This is a genomic window from Leucobacter chinensis (assembly GCF_019049105.1).
GTDB classification, from domain to species: Bacteria; Actinomycetota; Actinomycetes; order Actinomycetales; family Microbacteriaceae; genus Leucobacter_A; species Leucobacter_A chinensis.
In genome coordinates this window covers 141,411-165,345 of sequence record NZ_JAHQZR010000004.1, presented here as the reverse complement: position 1 = coordinate 165,345, position 23,935 = coordinate 141,411, and the positions used below count along the sequence as shown (strand labels likewise).

General features: G+C 63.0%; 20 protein-coding genes. 14 read left to right on the top strand and 6 right to left on the bottom strand.

Going from position 1 to position 23,935, the window contains the following annotated elements; translation table 11 throughout:
• The first annotated feature begins 58 nt into the window (after positions 1-58).
• Positions 59-997 (top strand): tRNA uridine(34) hydroxylase, encoded by a 939-nt coding sequence (locus KTJ78_RS05845; RefSeq protein ID WP_217133521.1) that lies wholly within the window; start codon positions 59-61, stop codon positions 995-997.
• A gap of 79 nt (positions 998-1,076) precedes the next feature.
• Here KTJ78_RS05845 and KTJ78_RS05840 read toward each other — a convergent pair whose 3' ends face one another.
• Positions 1,077-1,301 (bottom strand): hypothetical protein, encoded by a 225-nt coding sequence (locus KTJ78_RS05840; protein WP_217133518.1) that lies wholly within the window; start codon positions 1,299-1,301, stop codon positions 1,077-1,079.
• Here KTJ78_RS05840 and KTJ78_RS05835 point away from each other — a divergent pair.
• The 4 genes from KTJ78_RS05835 (at position 1,300) to KTJ78_RS05820 (ending at position 3,700) form a co-directional block, all read left to right on the top strand.
• On the top strand, positions 1,300-1,560 hold the full coding sequence (locus tag KTJ78_RS05835; RefSeq protein ID WP_217133516.1) for a hypothetical protein: 261 nt from the start codon (positions 1,300-1,302) through the stop codon (positions 1,558-1,560). The genes KTJ78_RS05840 and KTJ78_RS05835 overlap by 2 nt on opposite strands.
• A 65-nt stretch (positions 1,561-1,625) precedes the next feature.
• Positions 1,626-2,813 (top strand): sensor histidine kinase, encoded by a 1,188-nt coding sequence (locus KTJ78_RS05830; RefSeq protein WP_217133514.1) that lies wholly within the window; start codon positions 1,626-1,628, stop codon positions 2,811-2,813.
• Between the two features lie 12 nt (positions 2,814-2,825).
• Positions 2,826-3,044, top strand: a complete 219-nt coding sequence (locus tag KTJ78_RS05825) for a hypothetical protein (protein WP_217133513.1) — start codon at positions 2,826-2,828, stop codon at positions 3,042-3,044.
• Positions 3,044-3,700, top strand: coding sequence for a response regulator (locus KTJ78_RS05820; RefSeq protein ID WP_217133512.1), 657 nt, complete (start codon positions 3,044-3,046; stop codon positions 3,698-3,700). Before KTJ78_RS05825 ends, KTJ78_RS05820 begins: the two co-directional genes overlap by 1 nt.
• 110 nt (positions 3,701-3,810) lie before the next feature.
• On the opposite strand, the gene KTJ78_RS13890 is transcribed toward KTJ78_RS05820, so the two are convergent.
• The gene (locus KTJ78_RS13890; RefSeq protein WP_217133511.1) at positions 3,811-8,091 is read right to left on the bottom strand and encodes a DUF5979 domain-containing protein; all 4,281 of its coding nucleotides are present in this window, start codon (positions 8,089-8,091) and stop codon (positions 3,811-3,813) included.
• A gap of 349 nt (positions 8,092-8,440) precedes the next feature.
• On the opposite strand from KTJ78_RS13890, the gene KTJ78_RS05810 reads away from it, so the two are divergent.
• The 5 genes from KTJ78_RS05810 to KTJ78_RS05790 all read left to right on the top strand — a co-directional run bounded on the left by KTJ78_RS05810 (position 8,441) and on the right by KTJ78_RS05790 (position 13,613).
• Positions 8,441-9,313: a helix-turn-helix domain-containing protein gene (locus tag KTJ78_RS05810; protein ID WP_217133510.1), complete on the top strand. Its 873-nt coding sequence runs from the start codon at positions 8,441-8,443 to the stop codon at positions 9,311-9,313.
• A gap of 125 nt (positions 9,314-9,438) precedes the next feature.
• The gene (locus tag KTJ78_RS05805) at positions 9,439-10,509 is read left to right on the top strand and encodes a FecCD family ABC transporter permease (protein WP_217133508.1); all 1,071 of its coding nucleotides are present in this window, start codon (positions 9,439-9,441) and stop codon (positions 10,507-10,509) included.
• Positions 10,506-11,582, top strand: coding sequence for a FecCD family ABC transporter permease (locus tag KTJ78_RS05800; protein WP_217133506.1), 1,077 nt, complete (start codon positions 10,506-10,508; stop codon positions 11,580-11,582). Before KTJ78_RS05805 ends, KTJ78_RS05800 begins: the two co-directional genes overlap by 4 nt.
• Positions 11,583-11,610: 28 nt before the next feature.
• On the top strand, positions 11,611-12,450 hold the full coding sequence (locus tag KTJ78_RS05795; RefSeq protein ID WP_217133504.1) for an ABC transporter ATP-binding protein: 840 nt from the start codon (positions 11,611-11,613) through the stop codon (positions 12,448-12,450).
• Between the two features lie 125 nt (positions 12,451-12,575).
• Complete coding sequence (locus tag KTJ78_RS05790) at positions 12,576-13,613, top strand: ABC transporter substrate-binding protein (RefSeq protein WP_217133502.1); 1,038 nt, start codon at positions 12,576-12,578, stop codon at positions 13,611-13,613.
• Positions 13,614-13,767: 154 nt separating this feature from the next.
• Here KTJ78_RS05790 and KTJ78_RS05785 read toward each other — a convergent pair whose 3' ends face one another.
• Together KTJ78_RS05785 and KTJ78_RS05780 are read right to left on the bottom strand one after the other, a co-directional pair.
• Entirely contained in the window at positions 13,768-14,922 is a 1,155-nt protein-coding gene (locus KTJ78_RS05785) for a flavin-containing monooxygenase (RefSeq protein ID WP_217133500.1), read from the bottom strand.
• Positions 14,923-14,999: 77 nt separating this feature from the next.
• Positions 15,000-16,988, bottom strand: coding sequence for a M13 family metallopeptidase (locus KTJ78_RS05780; protein WP_217133499.1), 1,989 nt, complete (start codon positions 16,986-16,988; stop codon positions 15,000-15,002).
• Positions 16,989-17,044: 56 nt separating this feature from the next.
• Between KTJ78_RS05780 and KTJ78_RS05775 the strand changes: the two genes are divergently transcribed.
• Genes KTJ78_RS05775 through KTJ78_RS05760 form a run of 4 tightly spaced genes read left to right on the top strand, consistent with a single transcriptional unit; the run spans position 17,045 to position 21,504 of the window.
• Positions 17,045-18,379, top strand: a complete 1,335-nt coding sequence (locus KTJ78_RS05775) for an MATE family efflux transporter (RefSeq protein ID WP_217133498.1) — start codon at positions 17,045-17,047, stop codon at positions 18,377-18,379.
• Positions 18,376-19,599: an MFS transporter gene (locus KTJ78_RS05770; RefSeq protein ID WP_217133497.1), complete on the top strand. Its 1,224-nt coding sequence runs from the start codon at positions 18,376-18,378 to the stop codon at positions 19,597-19,599. The genes KTJ78_RS05775 and KTJ78_RS05770 overlap by 4 nt, the downstream gene beginning before the upstream one ends.
• A gap of 11 nt (positions 19,600-19,610) precedes the next feature.
• Entirely contained in the window at positions 19,611-20,303 is a 693-nt protein-coding gene (gene nucS, locus KTJ78_RS05765; RefSeq protein WP_217133496.1) for an endonuclease NucS, read from the top strand.
• A 55-nt stretch (positions 20,304-20,358) separates the two neighbouring features.
• Positions 20,359-21,504: a winged helix DNA-binding domain-containing protein gene (locus KTJ78_RS05760; protein ID WP_217133495.1), complete on the top strand. Its 1,146-nt coding sequence runs from the start codon at positions 20,359-20,361 to the stop codon at positions 21,502-21,504.
• Here KTJ78_RS05760 and KTJ78_RS05755 read toward each other — a convergent pair.
• Positions 21,497-22,753 (bottom strand): MFS transporter, encoded by a 1,257-nt coding sequence (locus KTJ78_RS05755; protein WP_217133494.1) that lies wholly within the window; start codon positions 22,751-22,753, stop codon positions 21,497-21,499. The two genes, KTJ78_RS05760 and KTJ78_RS05755, sit on opposite strands and share 8 nt — an antisense overlap.
• A 106-nt stretch (positions 22,754-22,859) precedes the next feature.
• Entirely contained in the window at positions 22,860-23,840 is a 981-nt protein-coding gene (locus KTJ78_RS05750; RefSeq protein ID WP_217133492.1) for a polysaccharide deacetylase family protein, read from the bottom strand.
• Positions 23,841-23,935 lie beyond the last annotated feature (95 nt).

Sequence of the window (23,935 nt, the reverse complement as noted above, 5' to 3'; positions counted from 1 at the left end):
ACCATAGCGCGAGCAGCTGACACGCCACTCGCAGAGCACGTAGCGTAAAATGTGCACTATGGCCCACTCAAAGATTCTGCTGTACTACGCGTTTGCCCCCGTGGCTGACCCCGAGGCGATGCGCCTGTGGCAACGCGAGCTCTGCGAGCGGCTCGGGCTTCGAGGCCGCATCATCATCTCACGCCACGGCATCAATGGAACCGTTGGCGGCGAGCTCGATGCCTGCAAGATCTACCTTCGCAAAACGCAGGAGCACCCAGCATTCGCTGGCATCGACGTCAAGTGGAGTGACGGCACGGGCTTTGAAGAGCCAGAGCCCGATATTTTTAAGGGCGTCGACCGAAGCGTTCCGTGGCTCACCTCACGCGACTTCCCGAAGCTCAGCGTCAAGGTGCGCGACGAACTCGTCGCCTTCGGCATTCCCGCAGAGACGGTTGTTGACGAGCGTGGTGTCGTTGGCGGCGGATCACGACTGACGCCTCAGGCCGTCAACGATCTCGTCGAGGCCCGTGGCGATGACGTCGTCTTCTTTGACGGCCGCAATGCGTGGGAGGCCGAGATCGGCAAGTTTAAGGGTGCAATCGTGCCCGACGTGCGCACGACGCACGACTTCATTGCCGAGATCGAAAGTGGCGTGTACGACGACATTAAAGATCGCCCAGTGGTGACGTATTGCACCGGAGGGATCCGCTGCGAAATTCTTTCGGCAGCAATGGCCGAGCGCGGTTTCTCAGAGGTGTATCAGATCGACGGCGGCATCGTTCGCTACGGCGAAGCCTTTGGCAACGATGGCCTGTGGGAGGGATCGCTCGCCGTGTTTGACGGGCGGGAGACCATGGATTTCGCGCCCGGTGCTGCCGTCATTGGCGCGTGCCAGGAGTGTGGCACGCCGTCGAAGACCGTCGCAAACTGCACCGATCGTTCATGCCGCACTCGCTTCGTCGTGTGCGAGAAGCACCTTGACGCTTCGTGCCCCGAGCACGCCCGCGTCGCTTAACACCTCACACAGCTGAGAACCTGACGGGGTTCAGGCGTTAGGTCGCTTAGATCGTTACGGGGCTCAGATCGTTACGGGCTCAGAGCCTCACGTCGCTCATCGCCCGATCGCGACGTGCTCTTTGAGCCTTGCGACTGCGCGCAAACATGAATGCCGAGTAGAGCACAACCGCTGCAAGTGCCGCGAGGTAGGGAACAAGCCGCCAGGGTGAACTACTCTCGAGATCCATCACTTTGACGGCGATAAGCGCGAGTGTGAAGAGCCCCAGCAACACGAGAACGTACTGTGTAACGGCTGCGTTCATGAAGCGAGACCCAACCTTCCTGTCTATTCAGCGTCTCAAAGAGGGCAAACGCTCAGGCGCCGCGTGTTTCGCGGTGGTTGCCCTCGCATCGCGACCCCTCTCGTCAGTTTCAACCAAGGCTATGACGGGGTGGCTGCTGATCGAATCACTCGTTTCGGTGATCTTGCCAACGCACCGCCGCGAGGGCGGTAGCAAAGCTCGGCTGTACACTGTCCCTAACGGCCAAAATCACGATGTGCAGGGAGAAGAGTGGCGCTAGGCAAAACGGGCCTGCCCCAACCGAGCTCGTTCTCGCTCGACCCGGGGCGTATCAGAAGAGCGGCTATGAACGATCAAGGCACCTCTGGGCGGATCATGCGTGCCCTACTTGGCAACCGCATCGTCGATATTCCTCTGCGCGCTTTTGCGCTCCTCTTCTTCATCATTGATCTCTTCGGCAGCCCCGAGAGCACCGAGCCGGTGGCACTCATTCTTTTTTATCTCTCGGCCGTACTACTCGCGGTAGCCCCGTTCTTTCCCGTCAGCGTAACCGCGGTCGCGCTCGGTCTGTATGCGGCTCACATGCTGCTCTACCCCGACCTGATCAATCCTTTTCAACTCTCGATCCTGCTGCCCATCACGGTGCTCGTGGCCCACGGCCGCCCGTGGCCAGCGCTGCTGTACACAGGCCTCTTTTTTACTCTCGCGATCGGTGAAGAGTTTTTGCAAGCGAGTCTCGCAACGCCCCTCGCCGAGCTCGCACTCGTGACGGGTGCAGCGTGGATACTCGGCGTTTCGGCTTACTTTCTCGAAAACCGCATTAACCTCGCGATTCATGAGCGTGAGCGACTGGCGATCGCGCACGAACAAGAATTGCAGCGGCTCAGGGTCGCCTTCATCATTGACACGCACGACACCGTCTCGCACAGTCTCGCAACACAGTCTGCGGCCATTCGCGTGATCTCGCACGAAAATACCGACACCAAAGTGGCAAGCATGCTCGATGAGCTCAGTGCTATCAACGAACAGAGTCAGCTTGAACTGCGCTCGCTGCTACTCGGGCTCCGCGAGGGCGCACTCGACCTTTCAACCGAACACCACACGACGCTCAGTCTCGAAGAGGCACTCGCATCAATGATCGCGTCGGCCAAGGCCGGAGGGTACGAGATAGATCTCACCGTCGTGGGCTCCCTGCCCCGATACAGTGCAGCTACCGACCGCCAGCTCCTCTTCATTGCTCGCGAGCTCGTCACGAACATTGTGAAGCACTCGAGCGAGCGTACTGGTTGTTCTATTACGCTCAGCGAAAATCGCGAGGAGCACGGCACTTTCGTTCAGGCGGTCGCAACAAATCCAATTTCGACCCAAAGCCTCGCAAAACCGCAGAGCCTCGCGCGTCGAGCGCAAGAGTTCGGGGGAACCTGCGAGGCGTCAAGCACCGACCGCATCTTTACCGTGACCGTGCGCATTCCCGTCACAAGAAAGCGCCCAACATCGCTTGAATCGGGTATGGCCGGCGGCTCAGCTGTGTGATGAGATACCACTATGAAGATCTTGACGTCGCTCGCCTTGCTCTTGCTGCCCCTCTCGGGGGCACCGTTCTCTTCGGCCGAGGCAGAACCCCTCTCTGACACATCGCAAACAGAGGTACTCGCCGGTGTAGCTGGTGTACTCGCCGCGGAGCCTGTACTGCGGGCGAAGCCTTCTCAGTGCATCGTGTGGCGCATCACTGACGTCAAGAAGTACCGAAAGTACTGTCTGTAATGCTGAAATATGTGCCCACCCTCGACGAGCTGTCGATCTTGATCGTTGACGACGATCACTGGACAACGAGAGGCTTACAGCTGGCTTTTCAGGATGCCAGTTCGGTTGCTATCGCCCATTCAGGCGAGCACGCCGTTACGCTCCACAGCGAGCTCAAGCCCGACATCACGCTCATGGACATCAATTTAGGCCCCGGCATCAGCGGCATCGAAACGATCTACCGAATTCGGGAGACCACCCCAGAGGCCCGAATCGTCGTACTCACGACCATTGCTCCAGGACCGGGTCTCGGGCGCGCGCTCGAAGCAGGAGCGGTCGCGGTGGTGCGCAAGACGACACAGGAGGAGGCGCTGCGTTCAGTCGTGGTGAGCGCCGTCACCTCTGATGATCCACGCTGGCTCAAAACGCTCGCGCAAGACATTGTCATTAGTGGTGACCGACTGCCTGACGCTCCCGTGAAGAACCCCGAACTCACGCGAGCCGAGCTCGATACGCTCATTCTCGTCACTCAGGGCTTCACATACGCCGAGATCGCAATGCAACAGCACGTTTCGGCATGGACCGTGCAGACCCACGTTAAGCACCTGCGCGAAAAACTGCACGCGAGCAACCTTGCACAGCTCGTCGTACGCGCGCTGCAGTACCACTACATTTAAAAGCGGTACAACGACAAGTGGCCGTGACCCACCTCGCAAGAGGAAAGGGGCACGGCCACTTGTCGTTGCTGCGTGCGGTCACCGAGGCGACCGCACCCAGCGGGTACGAACTACACGTCGCTGCGCTGCGTCTTGCGGCGCATCAGCCAGAAACCGGCCCCCAGCGCGGCAGCCGCGGCAAGCACGATCCCTGCGACGTTCAACGCAGAGCCAGTCATAGCAAGACCCTTTGAGTCGGGACCCTTCGGGTCAGAAACGGTCGCGTCGGGACCCTTCGGCTTCTTTGAACCTTCGTCGGTCTTATCGACGGGAACAACAGGCTCGTCCTGCTCAATCGTGTTGGTGAGCGTGAGATCAGCGTTCGCGCCGGCTTCGCCGGTCACGAGAACCGTTGCCTCGGCATTTTCGCCGGCAACAAGCTCCACTTCGTCTTGCTCACTTGCCCACGTTGCACCCTTCCAGTGAAGGTCGCTCGCAAGCTCGGTTTCGCCCTCGACGAGGGTGACGACCGTTCCGAGTGAAACACCATCGATAACGGTGGTTTTGCCGTTCACAACCTCGAGGTCGCGCACCTGCTCTTCACCCATGATGTCGATCCAGGTCGCAGTAACCGGGAAGGCCACGGTGTCAGCAACCGTCTCTGCTCCCGAGCCCTCGAGCTGCTTGGTGATCGAAACCGAGCCGAGCAGCGGGGTCGCGGTGTTGGTGAGCGAGACCTCTGCATGACCAGCTGCCTGCACGACGACAACAGCGTTGCCCTCGTCGTTCACCGTCACGTCACCGCTCCACACCGGTGCCGCCCAGGTCAGACGATCGGTGTTCTCAGGCATGACCTCGGTGAGGGTCACGACGGTGCCGTGTGGCAAGTCGAGCCCAAGCGCGACGTTCGTACCGTCGGTCGGCAGGGTGAGCTCTGAGATCCACTGCTCAAGCTGGTCATCGAACCAGGTTGCCTGCACGGTAACGGTTTCAGGAATGTCAGCGTGATCAGCCGCGATACCGGTGACGGTCTTCGCAATCCCGAACGTTCCTGGAGCCCAGGTTGCCTCGTTGACCACGGTCACGAGAGTCGCGTCGCTCTGCTGAGTCGAAGCGGTCACGGTTGCCGAACCGTCGCCAGCGTCAACGACATCGGTTCCCGAGATGACAATCTCGCCCCAGATCACGGTGTCAAACGCTGGCTGATCGCCCTCGCGAATCGTGACCACGGTGCCAGCGGGCAGCTCCTCGCCAAGCTCGGTCGGAGTGACCGCGTTGATCGTGAGCTCTTTCGACTGAGTGTTACCTGCGGCGTCGATCCACGTCGCGGTGATTGGGAACTCGGTTTCGGGCGCAACCTCGGTCGCTGCCTCGCCGGCGATTCCCTTGATGATGCTGAGACCAGCGGTCGATGTTGCCGCATGGTTCTCGAGTGCGACCTGAGCGTCGGCATCACGAGTCACCGTAACCTTTGCCGATGCACCATCGACCGTGACGCCGGTACCCGACCAGGTCGGTGCACCCCAGGCGATGCTGTCGCCATCGGTGAGTGGTGTCTCGGTGAGGGTGACCTCGGTTCCGACGTAGAGCTCTTCGCCAAACGAAACTGCGGTGCCATCGGTGGGCAGCTGCAACGTCTTCTCATGATCTGCGCCGTCCTGTGACCAGGTCGCAGTCACCGTAACCTCGGCTGGCACAGCAGGATTATCGGCTTGATCGCCCGTCACGCTCTTCGAGAGCGAGAAGGTACCAACCGTGCGCTCGACGTAGTTGGTGATCGAGACCTTGGCGGGAGTAGCCACGTGCTCTGCAGTCACCTCGACGGTTTGCGGATCAATCGTGGGGTCAGCCGACCAGGTCAGCAGGTCGCTGTCGGCGGGTACTGCCTCGCTGAAGGTCACGACCGAGCCGATTGGCAAGTCGCCGAGAGTCACCGGGGTGCCAGCGACGAGCTCGATAGTGCGGTCATCCTGTGCAGGGAAGTCTTCGCCGAGCGCCGACGTGTCAATCTTGGCGGTGACCTGGTACGTCTGTTCGTCCTTCACGAGGCTTGCCGCCCCGCCTTCAACGGCCTTTTCAACCGTGATCTGCCCGAGCTCCGCAGTGTTCACGAGCTCGACCGAGATGTTCGATGCTGGCGTCAGCTCGACGACGGCCTTCGTGCCCTCATCGGTAACGGTCACACCGGTGCTCTCAACAAACTTCGGTGCGGCAAAGACCACACCCGGGTACGAGGGCATGTTGACCTCTGAGAGCTCAATCTTCCAGCCGTTGCCGCGCGGGTTCAGACCACTCACGGCCGAGCCGTCGATGGGCAGCGTGAGGTCATACTCGCTCACAACCCTGTCAGATGGGTCGATCTCTTTCGCGTGAACCGTGAAGGTCGCGTCACTGGGCACGAACGCTGCACCGGGTGTTGATGCAAGCTTCTTGGTAATTGACGCGGTACCGCGAGCAACGCCCTTACCGGTGCCGCTTCCAACACTGTTTTGCGTGATCGAGCGCTCGTACTTCTTTCCGGCTACCGTTGCGCTGTTGCCGTACTTGGTTCCGGGCGTATCCATGCCACCCGTTGCGGTGCACGTCTTGTAATCAAACACGTACTGGTACTCGTGGCTAAAGCCCTCTACATCGCCGCCTTGGGGCGCGGGCAAGGTCGGCACCGGAACACGCATCGTAATAACGTTGCCGTCCAGTTCGGCTGTGACCGTGTCGCTCAGGTCAACCGTTTTCAGGCCGCCCTCGTTTACCTGGTCAACCGCACGCACGCGCAGATCGAGACGCTTCGCGATTTCTTCGCTCGTGCCAAGGCACACGGCCTGTGAATCGCTCAGAGTATCGGTCACAACAAGGTCGCTGTCAACGTCTTTGAGTCGTTCACCCGGTACGGTGATCTTCCATCCGAGGGTGGTCTGCGGCAGGTGCTCGACGCCATCGATGACGACGGGCTTGTCGCCGCCGTTGATCCACCCCTCTTTTTCGTCTTTGTAGCCGGGGGCCTTGACCTCACGCTCGGTATTGAAACCAGCGATGTTTGCTCTGTTCGAGAAGCTTGTTCCTGCCGCGGGCAGGCCATCGGTCGTCGAGAAGCTCGCGTATTCCACCTGGTAGACGTACGGGTGGGCTTTGAATGCAAATTCTGAACCGGCCTTGATCGCAAGGTTCAGATCAAGCTTTGTCGAGCCCTTCACGGTGTTGCCGTTGTCGGTTACCGTGAGTTTGTCGGTAATCTCAGAGCGCTTTGTACCGCTCGGCCCGTATTGCTCGAACACGCGGATGCTGCTCACCGTGTCGTCAGCAAAAGCATGTTCACCTGAAAGCTCGTCGACGAGCGCAAACGAGTCTTTACCAGCGAAGAGATCACCGTCAGCTTCGACAAGCCAGGTCATTTTGCCGTTGCGATCGGCACCGCCACGCACGTGTCCACTCTTGTGGGCCTGGGCCTTAAAGTTCCAGTCTTGAGTCACACCGATAACGCCTGAGGTCTCGCCCCAAACATCAACCGATGCCTCGTTGCCGTATTCGGTGCCTTCTGGATCGATCTGACCGTCGGGCGTACAAGTCGTGTAGGTGATGTAGTAGCTCGACTTCTCGTCCCAGCCGCCCGTGGGTTCGGTGAGCACAAAGGTGAACTCATCATCAGTCGCACCAGGTTCGTGCGCAATTGAAGCCGCCTGATTGGTTGCTGCGTCGCCACGGTATTGCGTAAAACCAACAGATACAGGCTCGCACAGAGCGTGGTTACCCGTAAGCGCCTCGTGAACCTTGACCGTGTCGTGACCTGCAAGGCGATCACCCGGCAGTTCAATCTGCCAACTCATAGACCAGTGGTCCTGGTTCATCTGGCCCCGCTTGCTCCATGGCTCAAGGGGCTTCAGGCCATCATCGATACCGCCACCACCGGGCAAGGCAACGGCTACTTCGACGCCATTAAGCGTGAAGGTAAGGTCTTTTTCTGTGGTCGCCTCAACCGCGGTGATCTCGAAGGTAAAATCGCCCGAGACATCATAGGGCAGCCCCGAGACAACATCGGTCATGGCGCACGTCACGAGTTGCTTTTCAGAATCGACGGTACAGATCGCCCAGTCTGCTTCGTTCCCGGCAGCGTCTTCGCCTTTCAGCGGGAATGAAGTGAGGCCGGTAGCCTTCAGCTGACGCGGCAGAGCGATCGTAAACGTATCGCCTTCTTGAGGGTTTGCATCGGTTGCATCCCATTTTCCAGAAACGATGAGCTTATCGTTCACAACGATCTGCTCCTGGTCTGGGGTGAACTTCAAATCACTCACCTTGATGCCCAGATTGGGCCCCGCCGCCATCGCGACGCTCGGGGCTGAAACCAGACCTGCCCCAATGATTCCTACTATGCCGAGGGTCGCAACGACCCGCCGCACAATGCGGTTGCCAAACTTCACTTTGATAATCCCCTACCCAATATCATTCAGTTGTGAGCAGGCGTGAGTACCTCAATGAACCGACGCTTGATAAACGCAGCGCGGCGCTCAATACGCACCCAAACGCGTATTGAGGGGGTGTTGCACCCCCAGAGAGCAAGAAAAAGTGGCCCCAATGCCGCCTGCCAAGCAGCTAGTCTTGCACGGCACATACTAGAACGCAATTCGAGAACCGCGAGACCCAAACACTCCGCGAAACGATCGACATTTTTGGCCCGACTCAACAAGAGGCCATCACCTGTCTCGTAGGCGGGGGGAGCGCTTTCAGCTTCAGTGCATTCATCTGACTAAGATAAGGATAGCCTTACTTGTGAGGCCCGCCCTATCGATCGAGGTGATGATGACTCTTCTCGCACTACGCGAACCCCGCCCGGCCAAACAGCCTCCGAGCGGCCCACATCCCCTCACCCCTACCCACTCGCGCATCACTCCCACCGACGAGCGCTACGTTAACCCACCCTTCTTACTGACCACCGGCGTATACGAGCCCGACGCGGCGATCGAGTGGCCCAGGCACAGCCACGCCGAGCACGAACTCCTCTGGTCTGATCGCGGAGTCGTCACCATGCACGCGGGCGGCAAGCAGTGGACGGTGACACCGGGAGTTGGCCTGTGGATCCCTGCGGGGTTCGAACACGAGGGCAAGACTCGTGACAATACCGACGTGCGCGCAACCTACTTTGACCCCAACGGCTGGCCAGGCGCGTGGAGCGAGCCCGTCGCCGTGCGGGTCGTTCCCGCGGTGCGTGAGCTACTCATTCACATTAAGCGCGCACGCATGACCGTCGATCAGCGCATCAGGGCACAGCAGGTGTGCATCGACATGCTCGAGGTCACCGAAACGGTGCAACTCGATCTGCCAATTCCCCAGGATTGGCGGCTTTCACGCCTCGTCGAGCAGGTGCTCCGTGACCCCGCCGACGACCGCTCGCTTGAACAGTGGGCAGCGCTTCTCAACATCACGTCGCGCACCCTCACTCGCATTTTTACCGCCGATATCGCCATGAGTTTCGTGCAGTGGCGCAGGCTCGTGCGCATGCGCGCTGCCCTCGGCGAGCTTGCCGAGGGGGCGAGCGTGAAGACGGTCGCCCGCCGCGTCGGCTACAGCACCACCAGCTCCTTCGTGACCGCCTTTCGCAAAACCGTGGGGTGCACCCCGGGCGAGCTTGCCGAAACCTTCTAAGCCTCCTGTCTGAAACGCACAACACCGTGTCTGCCCGCCCCGCCAAAACCTCCGTAGCCTCGTGCCTGTGGTGCGCCCTCTGACGCGCCCTTCGAAACCGGCACACCTGGAGTAAGAACCCGAGCATGTCACACGCCCCCTCAGTTGCCTCGCGGCCAAAACCGCGACCGAAAGAGCCGCCCCGCACCGGCCTTGCGGGCAGCAACAGCACCCGATTCCTCGTCCTTCTCGCGCTTGCCTGCGCGCTGCTCGCCATCGCCGCTCTGAGCATCATGATCGGCTCCCGTGACATTCCCTTCGCGACGGTGTGGCAGGCCATCACGGCTCCCGCCGATATCGAGGAGCACTACGTCGTGCACGATCTGCGCATTCCGCGCACGGTCGTCGCGATCATCGTGGGTGCGGCGCTCGGCATCGCGGGTGCCCTCATTCAGGCGCTCACGAGAAACCCGCTCGCCGACCCCGGCATTCTGGGCGTGAACTCTGGCGCGGCCTTCGCCGTCGCAGTGGGCGTCGGTGCATTCGGTGTCTCGTCGGTCTCGCAGTACCTGTGGTTCGCCTTCGCCGGCGCGCTCATCGTCACCATCGCGGTCTACGCGATCGGCAGCGCGGGCCGCGGCGGAGCCGATCCGCTGAGGCTCGTACTCGCGGGCGTGGCCCTCGGAGCCGCACTGAGCGGGCTCACGAGCGCGATGACCCTGCTCGATCCGCAGGCTTTCGACAAGATGCGTAACTGGGGCGCCGGCACGGTTGTGGGCCGTAGCCTTGATATCGTGTGGCCGGTCTTGCCGTTTCTCGCGCTCGGCCTCGTGCTCGCGTTTCTCGCGGCGAGGCCGCTCAACGCGATCGCGCTCGGTGAAGATCTCGCGGCGGCGCTCGGCGCAAACGTGCTGCGCACCCGCATCATCGTCATCATTGCCGTCACGCTGCTCGCGGGCGGGGCTACAGCGATCGCGGGCCCGATCGGCTTTGTTGGGCTCATGGTTCCGCACGTCGCCAGGTGGATCGTCGGGCCAGACCAGCGCTGGATTCTCGCCTACACGCTCGTGCTCGCGCCGATGCTGCTGCTTACCGCCGACATCGTTGGCCGGCTCATCATGCGCCCGGCCGAGGTGCCCGTTGGCATCGTCACCGCCTTCGTCGGTGCGCCGATGCTCATCGTGCTCATTCGTCGCAGAAAGGCGAGCGGGCTATGAGCGGGGCACTCGGGCAGCCGCAGCTGCCAGCGAAGATTGATTTTGGCCGCACCGTTCGGCGCGTGCACGTGCGGGGCATCTGGATGCGCATCGACGTGCGCGCGCTCGTCATCGGGCTCGTACTCGTTGCCGTGTGTATCGGCATTGGCATCCTGAGCCTGGTGAACGGCGAATACCCCCTCACCCTTCAGGAGGTGTGGCGAGCCCTCTTCGTTGACTCGAGCGGCTTCGATCGCACCGTCGTGTTCGAGTGGCGCATGCCAAGAGCCGTCTCGGCCATCGCCTTCGGCGCAGCCCTCGGGGCGAGTGGCGCCGTGTTCCAGTCGCTCACCCGCAACCCGCTCGCGAGCCCCGATATTCTCGGTTTCTCGGCCGGGGCCTACACGGGTGCCCTCATCGTCATCATCGTGTTTGGCGGCACCTACCTTGATGTCGCGGCCGGCGCACTCGCTGGCGGCATGGCGACCGCGGCCGTGGTGTACCTGCTCGCGTTCAAGGGAGGCGTGCAGGGCTTCAGGCTCATCATCGTCGGCATCGCCATCTCGGCCATGCTCTCGTCGCTCAACACCTGGCTCACCCTCAAGGCCGACCTTGAAACCGCGCTCGTCGCCGCCGTATGGGGCGCTGGCTCGCTCAACGGCATGACCTGGCAGCAGACCGGCGTCGCGAGCGTGCTCGTCGTGGTGCTGCTCGTTGTCACGCTCGCGCTGTCTCGGCCGCTCAGGCAGCTCGAGCTCGGCGACGACGCGGCCAAGGCGCTCGGCGTGCGCGTCGAACCAACCAGGCTCGTCTTGATGCTCGTCTCGGTGGGGCTCATCGCCGTCGTGACCGCAGCCGCAGGCCCCATCGCGTTCATCGCCCTCGCCGCACCCCAGATCGCTCGCCGAGTGGCCGGCACCGCAGGCGTCTCGGTCGCGGCCTCGGCGCTCATGGGCGCGGCCCTGCTCTCGGCCTCAGACTTCGTCGCCCTGCACGCCCTTCCCGCGATGCTGCCCGTCGGCACCGTCACGGTCGTGGTCGGCGGCGGCTACCTCATTTGGCTTCTCATTCACGAATCGAAAAAACGACTCTGACCACCCGCACACCACCCGAAAGAACCCCATGACCCAGCACTCACAAGCGGCAACCGCGGCCCCCGACAGCAGCATGCTGCAGGTTCGCGATGCCACCATCGGCTACGACCACAAGACGATTTCTGAGCACCTCTCGGTCTCGATTCCTGACAACTCGTTCACGGTCATCGTGGGGCCAAACGCATGCGGCAAGTCGACGCTGCTCAGGGCACTCTCGCGGCTGATCCGCCCGTCTCAGGGTGAGGTGTTGCTCGACGGCAAGGTCATCACCTCGTACCGGGCCAAAGAGGTCGCGAAGCGCCTCGGGCTGCTACCGCAAACCTCGCTCGCGCCCGACGGCATCACGGTCGCCGACCTCATCGCGCGCGGCCGCTACCCGCACCAGGGTATCATCAGGCAGTGGAGCGACGCCGACGAGCAGGCCGTGCTCGAGGCCATGCACGCGACCGGGGTGACCGACCTCTCGACCAGGCTCGTCGACGAGCTCTCGGGCGGGCAGCGGCAGCGCGTCTGGGTCGCGATGGTGCTCGCGCAAGAGACGCCGCTGCTGCTGCTCGACGAGCCAACGACCTTTCTCGATATCGCGCACCAGATCGAGCTGCTCGAGCTCTTCACCGACCTGCACCTCGCGGGCAACACCCTCGTCGCCGTGCTGCACGACCTCAACCAGGCGGCTCGCTACGCGACCCACCTCATCGCGATGAAAGACGGGCGCATCGTTGCCGAAGGCACCCCCGACGAGATCGTGACCGAGGCGCTCGTCGAAGAGGTCTTCGGCCTCGCCTGCCGCGTCGTGCCCGACCCCGTCACGGGCACCCCCACCGTCGTGCCGCTCGGCCGCGACCGCAGCGGCACCCGCAAAGTCTGAAACGCGAAGCGGTGAGTCTGCCTCTCGCACCGCCGTGTGCCTAGCGTTGAAGGGGTGGGGCCGGAGCGCCTCACCCCTCACCGTGGCCCGGTTTCTCGGGCCGTTACTACGTTTCAAGGAATGACATGGCTTCTCACCACTCCACCCTGCCCACGAGCGGGGCGCCCCGCCGCCTCGGCCGCCTGACGGCCTGGGTCGCAGCAGCGCTCGCGCTCGGCCTCGTAACCGGTTGCGCAAGCGGCCCCGCCGATGCCGACACGAAGCCCAAGGGCGACGCGAGCAGCAGCGAAACCATCGACTTCTCGTACGAGGGCTACGAGGCGACCCTGCCGGCGAACCCCGAGCGCGTCGTCGTGCTCGACAGCCGCAGCGGCCTCGAGATGGCGCTGCTCGCCGACTACCCGCTCGTCGCGACCGCCTACGGAACCGATAGCCCCCTCTCGCCGCTCATCGACGACGATGTCGCGCACCTCAAGAACACCGCCTTCGACCTCAACCGTGAAGAGATCGCCTCGTACAAGCCCGACCTCATCGTCGTGGGCATCGGCTGGTGGAACTACTACGAGGGCGAAGACTTCAAGCTCGACGAGATCGCCCCCGTGCTCGCGGTCAACGATGGCATCGACGTCGAGGGCGCCTCGGCCAAAAACCCCTTCAAGGCCATGACCGACCAGCTCACCATGCTCGATCGCGCCGACAAGGCTGAAGACGCGATTGCCGACTACGAGGCGACCGTTGCCGCGGCCAAGAAGCAGATCGGCGACTACACCGATGGCAAGACCGCAACGGTCATTCACGCTCCGGTCGACAACTTCACGGTCATGACCGAAGACTCGATTTACCGCGTCATGCTGCCAGCCCTCGGCCTCGACATTCTCGACAACGAACAGATTCGAGAGGCCCCGCGCAACGAGCAGAATCACGGCCACATGCTGAGCTACGAGAGCGCCGTGAGCGCGCTCGGCGATGCCGACATCGTGTTCGTGTACAAGGCCGATGTTGACGCAGACCTTGACCCGCTGCTCGCCCGCGTTCCCGCGGTTGAGCGAGGCACGTGGATCGATGGCAATCTCGCAGAGCGCTTCGGTTTCGCTCTCACCTACAAGAGCTTCGTGAACGGCATCGTCGACGCCGTCACCGAGTTTCCCGATTACGAGGGCTAGCCTGAGCTGAAGCGCGGCAAAACCCCAGCGGGGCGGATCAGGAGAGCACTCGAGGCTCGCCCTGATCCGCCCCGCTTCGTTTCAACCCCGCTCGCCAACCTTTGCCTGAAAAACACCGGCTTGAGGGGTGATTTGCTCGAAAACCCGCCTGAAATCAGGCAATAGTTGCCGGTAAGGGCCCGGCGAGCTGTCGCTCGATCGCTCGAACGGCGTCGCGGCCAGCGCGATTGGCCCCCACCGTCGACTGCGAGGGGCCGAAGCCGATGAGGTGCAGCGCCGGCTCGCCGAGCACCTCGGTGCCGCGCATCGTGATACCGCCGGCGCTCGTGCGAAGCCCGAGACCCTCAAGGTGCGCGAGATCGCCCTTGAACCCCGTGGCCCACACGATCGCGTCGAGGCTCGTGAATGTGCCGTCGGCCTCGCGCACCCCGTGTGGCTCGATCGCGACGAACATGGGGCGCCGCTTGAGCACGCCTCGCGCCTTGGCCGCCCGAACGTACAGGCCGTTCGCTGGGAGCCCCGTGTACGAGACGACGCTGCCCGTGACCCTTCCCGCCTCGACGTCTGAGGTCACGCGCTGAATCACCTCGCGGCCGGCCTGGGTGTCGAACTCGGTGTCCATCCACTCCGGTGGCCTGCGGGTATACCAGAGCACATCGGTCACGCGCGAGATCTCTTCGAGCTGCTGCAGCGCCGAGATGCCTCCGCCGACGACGGCCGTGCGCAGCCCCGCAAAGTCTTCAAGCCGCACGTAGTCTCGCGTGTGCTGCTGCAGGCCGAGAAAGGTGTCGGCGCCGGGGTACTCGGGCTGCACGGGATTGTTCCAGGTGCCGGTCGCGTTGATGAGGTACTCGGCGTGCCAGGTGCCCGCGTCGGTCTCGACCACGTAGCCGCCGCCCGCGGTCCCGGCTTCTGCGGTCCCGGCTTCTGCGCCAGCACGGCGCACCTCGCTCACCCGTACGGGGCGTTCGATGGGCAGCTCGTTCGCCGCCTCGAACTCGGCGAAGTAGCGCGAGACGGCGGTGCTGCTCGGCTCGTCGGGGTTCATGTCGGGCTTGCTCATGCGCGGCAGGTCGAAGATGGCGTTCAGGGTGCGCACCCTGAGGCTCTCCCAGCGGTGCTGCCACGCGCCGCCCGCCGCGGGGTTCGCGTCGAGCATGACGAAGCTGCGGATGTCTGCCGAGCCAGCGCCCGCGCCCGCGCCGTCGAGCGCGCTCGCAAAGCCCGCCCGCTGCAGGTGAAAACCGGCAGAGAGCCCTGCCTGGCCCGCGCCGATCACGACGACGGTTGCGTATCGAAAGTCAGTCACACTCGAGTACAACCGTTGTCGGTCGGCAACTATTCCGCTGCACCGGCCGACGCCTCAGCGCGGCCGGGCCCCGTGAGCTACCAGATCGAGACGCGATCCGCCTTGTCCATCCACAGTTCATCGCCCGGCTTCGTGCCATAGGCCTCGTGGAAGGCGTCAAGGTTCTTGACGATCTGGTTGCAGCGAAACTCGTTGGGCGAGTGCGGGTCAATCGTGAGCAGACGCACCGTCTCTTCGGGCCGTGACTTCTGCTGCCAGGCCTGCGCCCAGGCGAGGAAGAAGCGCTCGGCACCCGTGAGGCCGTCGATCACGGGAGGCTCGGCACCGTCGAGTGAGCGCTGGTACGCCTTCCACGCGATCTCGAGGCCCGAGAGGTCGCCGATGTTCTCGCCAATCGTGAGCTCACCGTTGACCTTCTGGCCGTCGGCGCCTGCGGGCGAGAGGGCGTTGTACTGCTCGATGAGGGCGCCCGTGAGCTTCTCGAAGGCCTCGCGGTCTTCTTCGTGCCACCAGTCGGTGAGCTTGCCGTCGCCGTCGTAGCGCGAGCCCTGGTCGTCGAAGCCGTGACCGATCTCGTGACCGATGACGGCACCGATCGCGCCGAAGTTGGCGGCCGGCTCAGCCTGCTGGTCGAAGAACGGTGGCTGCAAGATGGCCGCGGGAAACACGATCTCGTTGAAACCCGGGTTGTAGTAGGCGTTGACCGTTTGGGGCACCATGAACCACTCATCGCGGTCGATGGGCTTGCCGAGTTTGCCGAGCTCACGATCGAAGTCGTTCACGGCGACGCGACGCGAGTTGCCGATGAGGTCACCAGCATCAACCTCGAGCGACGAGTAGTCGCGCCACTTCACGGGGTAGCCGATCTTCGGCGTGAACTTATCGAGCTTCTCGAGCGCGCGCGTCTTCGTGTCGGCGCTCATCCAGCTGAGCTTCTCGATCGAGTCGCGGTAGGCCTCGATGAGGTGGTCAACGAGCCCGTCCATCGTCACCTTCGCCTGCTCGTCAAAGTGGCGCTCGACGTAGAGGCGCCCGACCGCCTCACCCATCGCACCCTCGACGAACGAGACGCCGCGCTTCCAGCGGTCGCGCTGCTCGGGCGTGCCCGTGAGCTTCGTGCCGTAGAACTCGAAGTTGGCCCGTGAAATCTCGGGCGTCAGCAGCGAGGCCTGGCCAACAACGATGCGCCATGCGAGCCAGGCGCGCCAGTCTGAGAGCCGCTCTTCGGTGAGCAGGGCGATCGTTGACTGAATCGTGTCTGGCATGCCGACGACAACCTCACCGAACTTCGCGGCGTCGATGTTCATCGCCTCAAGGTATGCCTTCCAGCTGAAGCCGGGGGTGAGCTCTTCAAGCTCGGCGAAGCTGTGCAGGTTGTAGAGCTTCTGAATGTCTCTGCTGGCAACCGTGTCCCAGTGCGTCGCGGCGATCTCGGTCTCAAGCCGCATGACCCGCTCGGCAAGTGTCGCGGTCGAGGGGGCACCAACGAGCCCGAACATGCGCTCGATGTGGGCCACGTATGCTGCGCGAATCTCGGCGAACTGCTCTTCGCGGTAGTACGACTCATCAGGCAGCCCGATGCCGGCCTGCATGAGCATCGGAATGTATCGCTCGGGGTTGCCCGGGTCGTTGTCAATGTACATGCCCACAAAACCGCCGAGGCCGCCGTGCTCAAGCTCTGCGAGCAGGCTCACGAACTCGTCAACCGTGGCGACGGTGAGCGCCCGCTCAAGGTCTGCGCGAATGGGCTCGGCGCCGAGCTCATCAAGCTTGTCGGTGTTCATGAAGCTTTCGTAGAGGGCCGCAACCTTCTCGGCCTCGGTCTTCGCCCACGTTCCCGCCTCGGGAGCCGTGGTACCGGTGATGATCTCGCGCACCGCCTCTTCGGCGTTCTCGGCGAGCACCGCAAACGAGCCATAGCGAGCGCGGTCGTCAGGCAGTTCGGTTCGGTCGATCCACTTGCCGTTCACATGACGAAACAGGTCGTCTTGCGGGCGTACGCTCTGATCAAGCTCTGCCAAATCGATACCAGCGGTAAGGGCCTTATTCTGTGAGTCGCTTGTCATGACCCCAGCCTAGTTCACTGACCCCAGGGTCGCGCTAGGGCGGGTATCGTAGATGCGTGAGTACTCAGGGGCGCAATATCGATCGCAGCATCGCGGCTCTTGCCTTCCCTGCGCTCGGCGCGCTCGTCGCCGAGCCCCTCTTCTTAGCGGTCGACTCGGCGCTCGTCGGGCACCTCGGCCAGGCGCCGCTCGCGGGGCTCGCGATCGCCTCGGCCATTCTCACGACCGCGATCGGCCTCATGGTGTTTCTCGCGTATTCGACCACGCCACTCGTTGCCAGAAGACGCGGATCGGGCGATACGCGCGGCGCCGTTCAGGCGGGCGTCGACGGCCTGTGGCTCGCCCTCGGGCTCGGCATCGCGGTGGCCATCGTGATGTGGTTTGGTCGCGAGATGCTCGTCGGCTTCTTCAGCTCATCGGCAGCGGTCGCCGAGCAGGCGGTCATCTACCTTGGCGTCTCGGCGCTCGGCATGCCCGCGATGCTGCTCGTCTTTGCCGCAACCGGACTCTTGCGCGGCATGCTCGACACCGTGACGCCGCTCACGGTCGCGGTGATCGGCTTCGCCGTCAACGCGGGGCTCAACTGGCTGTTCATTTACGGCTTCGGCTGGGGCATCGCCGGCAGCGCCTGGGGCACCGTGATCGCACAGTGGGGCATGGTGCTGTGCTACCTCATCGTCATCGCCAAACACGTGCGCCGCCACGGCGCGGGTTGGCTGCCACAGGCTGAAGGGCTCAAGCACGCCGGCCGCTCGGGCGGTTGGCTCTTCGTGCGCACACTCGGCCTGCGCGTCGCGCTGCTCGCAACCGTCTCGGCGGCTGCCACCCAGGGCGTTGCGACGACAGCTGCCTACCAGATCGTCTTTCTCGTCATCTCGATCACGGCGTTCATGCTCGACGCGCTCGCGATCGCCGCGCAGGCACTCATCGGCGATGCGCTCGGCGCCTCTGACGAACCACGCGTGCGCCTCGTTCTCTCAAGAACCCTGCGCTGGGGTGTGCGCGCCGCGCTCATCATTGGCGTTCCCGTCGCGCTCGTGAGCCCCTTCGTTGGGCGCGTGTTCACGAACGACGCCGCGGTGCTCGGCCTCCTTCCGCCCTCGATCGCCGCGGTCGGGCTCACCCTGCCGCTCGCCGCGATCGTCTACGTGCTCGACGGCGTACTCATGGGGGCGGGCGATGCCCGGTACCTCGCGATCGTAAGCATGGGTGCGCTCGTGATTTACCTCCCCCTCCTCTTCTTCGCAACGCAGCGCGCGCCCGAGGGCGCACCCGCGTTGCTCACCATCACCCTCGCGTTTACCGTCGGGCTCATGGCGCTGCGTGCTCTCACGCTCGCGTTCAGAGCACGCGGCGGGCGCTGGATCGTGCTCGGAGGTGAGCGTTCTTGACCACGGCTTCACAGCCCTCGGCGGCCGAACTCAAGCGGTGGCTCTGGGCGCTCTTCACCATGTTCGCGCTGCTCGGCGCGACCTGGGGCACCCTGCTCACCCGGTTCCCGACGCTGCGCGACGAGCTCGGCTTCTCGTTCTCCATGATGAGCATCATCGTGCTCTGCCCCTCGCTCGGCACGATCGTTGGCCTCTCCTTCGCCGGCCGCCTCGAAACCAAGCTCGGCGCCCGCAAACTGACCATGCTCGGGCTCACCATCATGGCGCTGGCACTGCCACTCGGCAGCTGGCTATTGCTCTCGCACGTTGATCCGCTGTCATACTTCGTGCTCGGCTTTGTTGGCGTCGGCTTCGGCTTTGCCGACGTCGCCGTCAACGTGAGCGGCGCTCAGGCCGAACGAGCGAGCGGCCGGCCCCGCATGTCAACGCTACACGCGGGATTCAGCATCGGCGGCATCACCTCGGTACTGCTCGGCGCGTGGGCCGAGTCAATCAAGCTCGACGTCGTCGCGCACCACGTGAGTGCCGCCATCATCGTCATTGCCGCGATGCTCTTCTTGCAACGCTTCATCGTTGAAACCGTCGAGCCCGGCGAGATTCCCGTGACCACCGGGCCCATCTCGACCGAGGCGCTCACCCACCTCAGCAAAGTGTGGAAAGACCCGCGGGTGCTCCTGCTCGGCTTCATCGCGCTCGCGGGCAGCCTCGCCGACGGGGTCGCGACCGACTGGATGCCGCTCGCGTTCATCGACATTTACAGCCTCGGCAACTCGCACGCAGTGCTCGTGCTCACGCTCATGTACATCGGCGCCCTCACGCTTCGTCTCTCGGGCGATTACCTCGTGACCCGCTTCGGCCGGGTGAGCGCCCTGCGTTTCTCGTTTGGCTGCGCGATCGTGGGCGTTCTGCTCGTGTCGCTCTCGCCCTGGGCGTGGCTTGCGATTCCTGGAGCCCTGCTCTGGGGCATGGGCGACGCCCTCGCGTTTCCCCTCGCGGTCTCAGCCGCCTCAGACCACCCGAAGCTCGCGGCCCGCCGGGTTGCAGCCGTTTCAACCATCGCCTACACCGCCTACGCAGCTGGCCCCGTCACCTTTGGTTTCATGGGCGATCACTTCGGCTTTCGCATCGCCTTCCTCGTCCTCGCGGCAATTCTCGTCGCGGCGTGGATCGCGAGCCCAAAGACGGGTGGCGCGCCCCACACCGCACCCCAAAACTCGTAGACTCTTATACCGTGCGAATTGTTGTTGCTGAATGTTCTGTTGATTACGCCGGTCGGCTGAGTGCCCACCTGCCCCGTGCCAAGCGTGTGCTCATGCTCAAGGGCGACGGCAGCGTGCTCGTGCACTCAGATGGCGGATCATACAAGCCGCTCAACTGGATGAGCCCTCCCTGCGCCTTCACGGTGCTCGAGCCCACCGAAGATCACACCGCAGCCGGCATCGTCGAGCTGTGGGAGGTGCTCAACACGAAGACCAACGACAAGCTCGTCATCTCAATCTACGAGATGCTGCAAGACACCTCGCACGACCTCGGTGTCGACCCTGGCCTGCAAAAAGACGGTGTCGAGGCGCACCTGCAAGAGCTCCTCGCCGCACAGATCGAACTGCTCGGCGACGGCCACACCCTCGTGCGCCGCGAGTACATGACCGCGATCGGCCCCGTCGACATTCTCGCCAAAGACCCCGAGGGTTCGTCGGTGGCCGTCGAGATTAAGCGCCGCGGCGAGATCGACGGCGTCGAGCAGCTCACCCGCTACCTCGAGCTCATGAACCGCGACCCGGTTCTCGCCCCCGTTCAGGGCGTCTTTGCCGCCCAAGAGATCAAGCCTCAGGCCCGCACCCTCGCCGAAGACCGGGGCATTCGCTGCGTCACCCTCGACTACGACGCGATGCGCGGCCTCGAAGACGTCAACGCACTCTTTTAAACTCACCGCGCCAGTTTGGGCGGGGCGTAGCGCCTCGGCGCAGTACACTCTCACCATGAATACCGCGACCGCCGCCTCACCCACCGATGTTCTGAACTGGCGCATGCGCGGGCTCTTGCTCGCCCGAGATACGGCGACCGCTCCCAGCAACACCCCGACGCCCGCACAGGTCGTGCGGCACCTCACCGCGATGCAGGGCCAAGACTGGTATGCCTCGCTCTGGGCCGTCGGGGTTCGTTCAGGTGCCACACGCGCGGCAGTGCACGACGCACTCGCGAGCGGCGAGGTGGTGCGCTCGTGGCCCATGCGCGGCACGGTGCACCTCGTGCCCGCCGAAGACCTGCGCTGGGTTCAGCTACTCACCGAGAAGAAGGTGCTCGCGGGCGTGCAGCGACGGCGTGAGTTCCTAGGGCTCGATGAGCCGACCGTGACGCGCGTGATCGACGCGACGGGTGCTGCGCTCACGGGTGGCAGGGCGCTGTCGCGCGCAGACCTCGCCGAAGTGTGGGCCGCCGCCGGCGTCGAAACCCCGGGCAACTGGCGGTACCACCTGCTGTGGTTCATGAGCCAAACCGGCATCATCGTGCAGGGGCCACTCGCGGCGCCCGGAGCGCTCGGTCGCGTCGCCGAGCCGCTCTTCACCCTCGCTACCGAGTGGATCGCTGCCCCGCGCACCCTGAGCGGCGACGAGGCACTCACCGAGCTCGCCGCTCGCTTTACACGTGGGCGCGGCGTCGTGCAAGAACAGGACTTCGCCTGGTGGGCTGGTCTTGGCAAGCGAGACACCGCGAAAGCCTTCGCGGGCGCGGCTCGGGAGGCGAGCTTCGTGCCGCTTGAGGTTCTCGGTGAACGGTTCTGGGGCGATCCGCAGCTCATTGATTCGAGCGCACAAGCGAATGGCGAGACGCTGCTGCTGCCCGCTTTCGACGAACACCTGCTCGGCTTCACCGACCGCGGCCTGCAGCTCGGCTCGGGCCACCTCGCCCACGTAGTTCCCGGCAACAACGGCATGTTCAGGCCCACGGTCGTGCGCGATGGGCGCACGGTTGCGACGTGGAAGGCGAAGCAGCTCGCGACAAAGGCGAGCATCGAGATCACGACGCTACCGGGAGAGCACGTCGATGCGGCCGAGGTCGCGACAGCGGCCCGGGCATGGGCAACGTTTCACGAGGCGCCCGAGCCCGAGGTTTCCGTTAGCTGATGCCCTTGCGCCACACCCAGAGGCCGACGAGGCACGAGCCGACCGTGAGAATGATGCCACTCACCACCACGGCACCCGCGATGCCAGCAATGCTCCCGAGTACGGCGATGGTGACCCCGCTGAAGGTCATCATGCCGGGCCCGAACATCGTGTAGGCTCCGATGATTCGGCCACGCTCGTGCTCTGGGGCCTCGAGCTGAATGATGCTCATCTCGGTCGACTCAGAGGTGATGCGGGCAAAGCCACCAACGATGAGCGCGAGCACCGAGAGCAGGTAGTTGCCGCTGAGCGCGAAACCAATGGTCGTGAGACCCAGCACGATCGCGCTGATCACCGCGGTCTTGACCGTCGCCGGGACCTTCCCGGTCGCTTCGAGGAGGAAACCACCGACCACTCCGCCAATGCCGTTGGCCACGAGCAGAATGCCGTAGGTGAAATCGCCCTCGCTACCCGCGCCGAGACGCGAGGCGAACTCTGGCATCGCGTTTTGCATCGTGGCGCCGATGGTCATTCCGGCGAGAGCCGTGAGCAGAATCATCGAGAAAATCTTGGGGTTTGCGCGCACCGTGCTGAACACCCCGAAGGCCTCGCGAAAACTGAGTTTCGTTTCGGCCACCTTCGATCTCTCGCGCCGGTGACCCGTCACCTTCGTGCGCCACAGGAACACCGTGAGCGGAATGTAGAGCAGCGCGTTAATGAACATGCCGTATGACGAGCCGACCGCGACGAGCAGCGCTGAGCCGACAACAGGACCGATAAGGAAGCCGAGCGAGCGGAACGTCGAGTTGATGCGCACGGCGCTCGGGAGGTCTTTCGGGCCCGCGAAATCGTAGAGCATGAGCTGCTCGGCCGGCATCCAGATGCACCCGGCGAGACCGTGCAGCACGAGCAGCACGCAGGCGTGCCACAGCTCGAGTGTGCCGGTGATGAAGAGCACGCCCCAGGCGACCGAAACCGCCATGAAGAGGCCCTGCGCAATCTGAATGATGCGGCGGCAGTCGAAGCGCTCGGCGAGTGCGCCGGCGTAGACCGAAAAGAGGAAGAACGGGAGCCAGTGGCTCACAATTTGAAAGCCGACGAGCGCTGGTGACTCAAACGTCACCCAGAGTACCCAGTAAGTGAGTACGTGCTCGATGTTGTCGGCCATCATCGACAGGGCCGCGCCGAAAACGTAATTGCGTGACTCGCGTCGCCGCAAAACGACAAACTTCTGGCTCTTGCCCTCTGGCTCCCGCTCTTCGTGCATCATTACAGTGTATTGCCGAGCCGAACTGAGATACTCTTTCGTGCTCGCTCAGGCAACAGAGGCGCGTTCCAACACTCCTGAGACAATCAAGTTGCGAACGGGCTCTGGTTTATCGGTTTAGCCGCTCTTCAGCAGAAGCAGGCTTTGGAACCTGTGCGACGAAGGAATCAGCGATATCGTCCCGGCGCATAAATGTCACGCCGTCTTGTTCCTGGGCCCAAGCAATAAATTCAGCAAGGCCGTGCGCGCGCGCTGGATTCCCCGTTACGCGGGGATGCAAACCGATCGACATCATACGACCACAATCATCACCATCATCAAGTAGTTGCAGAACGGTCCTCTTCGCTACATCGACGAAGTCGTCGGGCGACCCGAAACCGGTTCCCATGATGTAGCGGCAGTCATTGACCGCAAGTGAATATGGAATCACGAGATGTGGCTCGTTGTTGTGGTACGACCAGTAAGGCAAATCGTCACCGTAATAGTCTGAGTCGTACAGGAAACGGCCGTCTTCCATCAGTAGCTCACGGGTGTTGACCGACATCTCCCTGCAGTACCACCCTCGGGGAGAAAAGCCCAAGCGTTCAAACGTCTCCATTGAGAGATCAATAAGCTGCTTCTCTTCCTCGCGAGTGTATTTGTAGTGATCGATCCATCGGTACCCGTGGCTTACCAGGTCGTCACCGCGCTCGAGCATTTTTGCAGCCACTGCTGGGTTTCTTTCAAGCGCAACAGCGGTACCAAAGACAGTAATTGGAATATCAAATTTATCGAAAACCCTGAAGAGCCTCCAGATCCCCGCTCGAGAACCGTACTCATACATTGACTCTTTGGCGAGATCACGCTGCCCCTCAACATCGAACGGCAGCTCATGCATCCCGTCGTTTTCGCCATCACCCATGGCAAACGTCAGTTCAGAGCCCTCTTCGTAATTGATGACGATGTTAATCGCGACTTTAGCGCCGTTTTGCCACCGAACAACCGGCGGCTTCTCACCGTACCCAACAATTTCCCGCTTTGGACCGGGGATACCCGCAACATCGTTGTTACGAAACCACTGGTTTTTCTTGAGCTGGTTTAATTCGTCCATGGTGTCTCCTTCTTGTACTCGTTTGCGTTCTTTGCACTCTCTGAGTTTCAAGGCGGACAAAGAATTGACTTGCAAACCTGTCTGACAGATTAAAT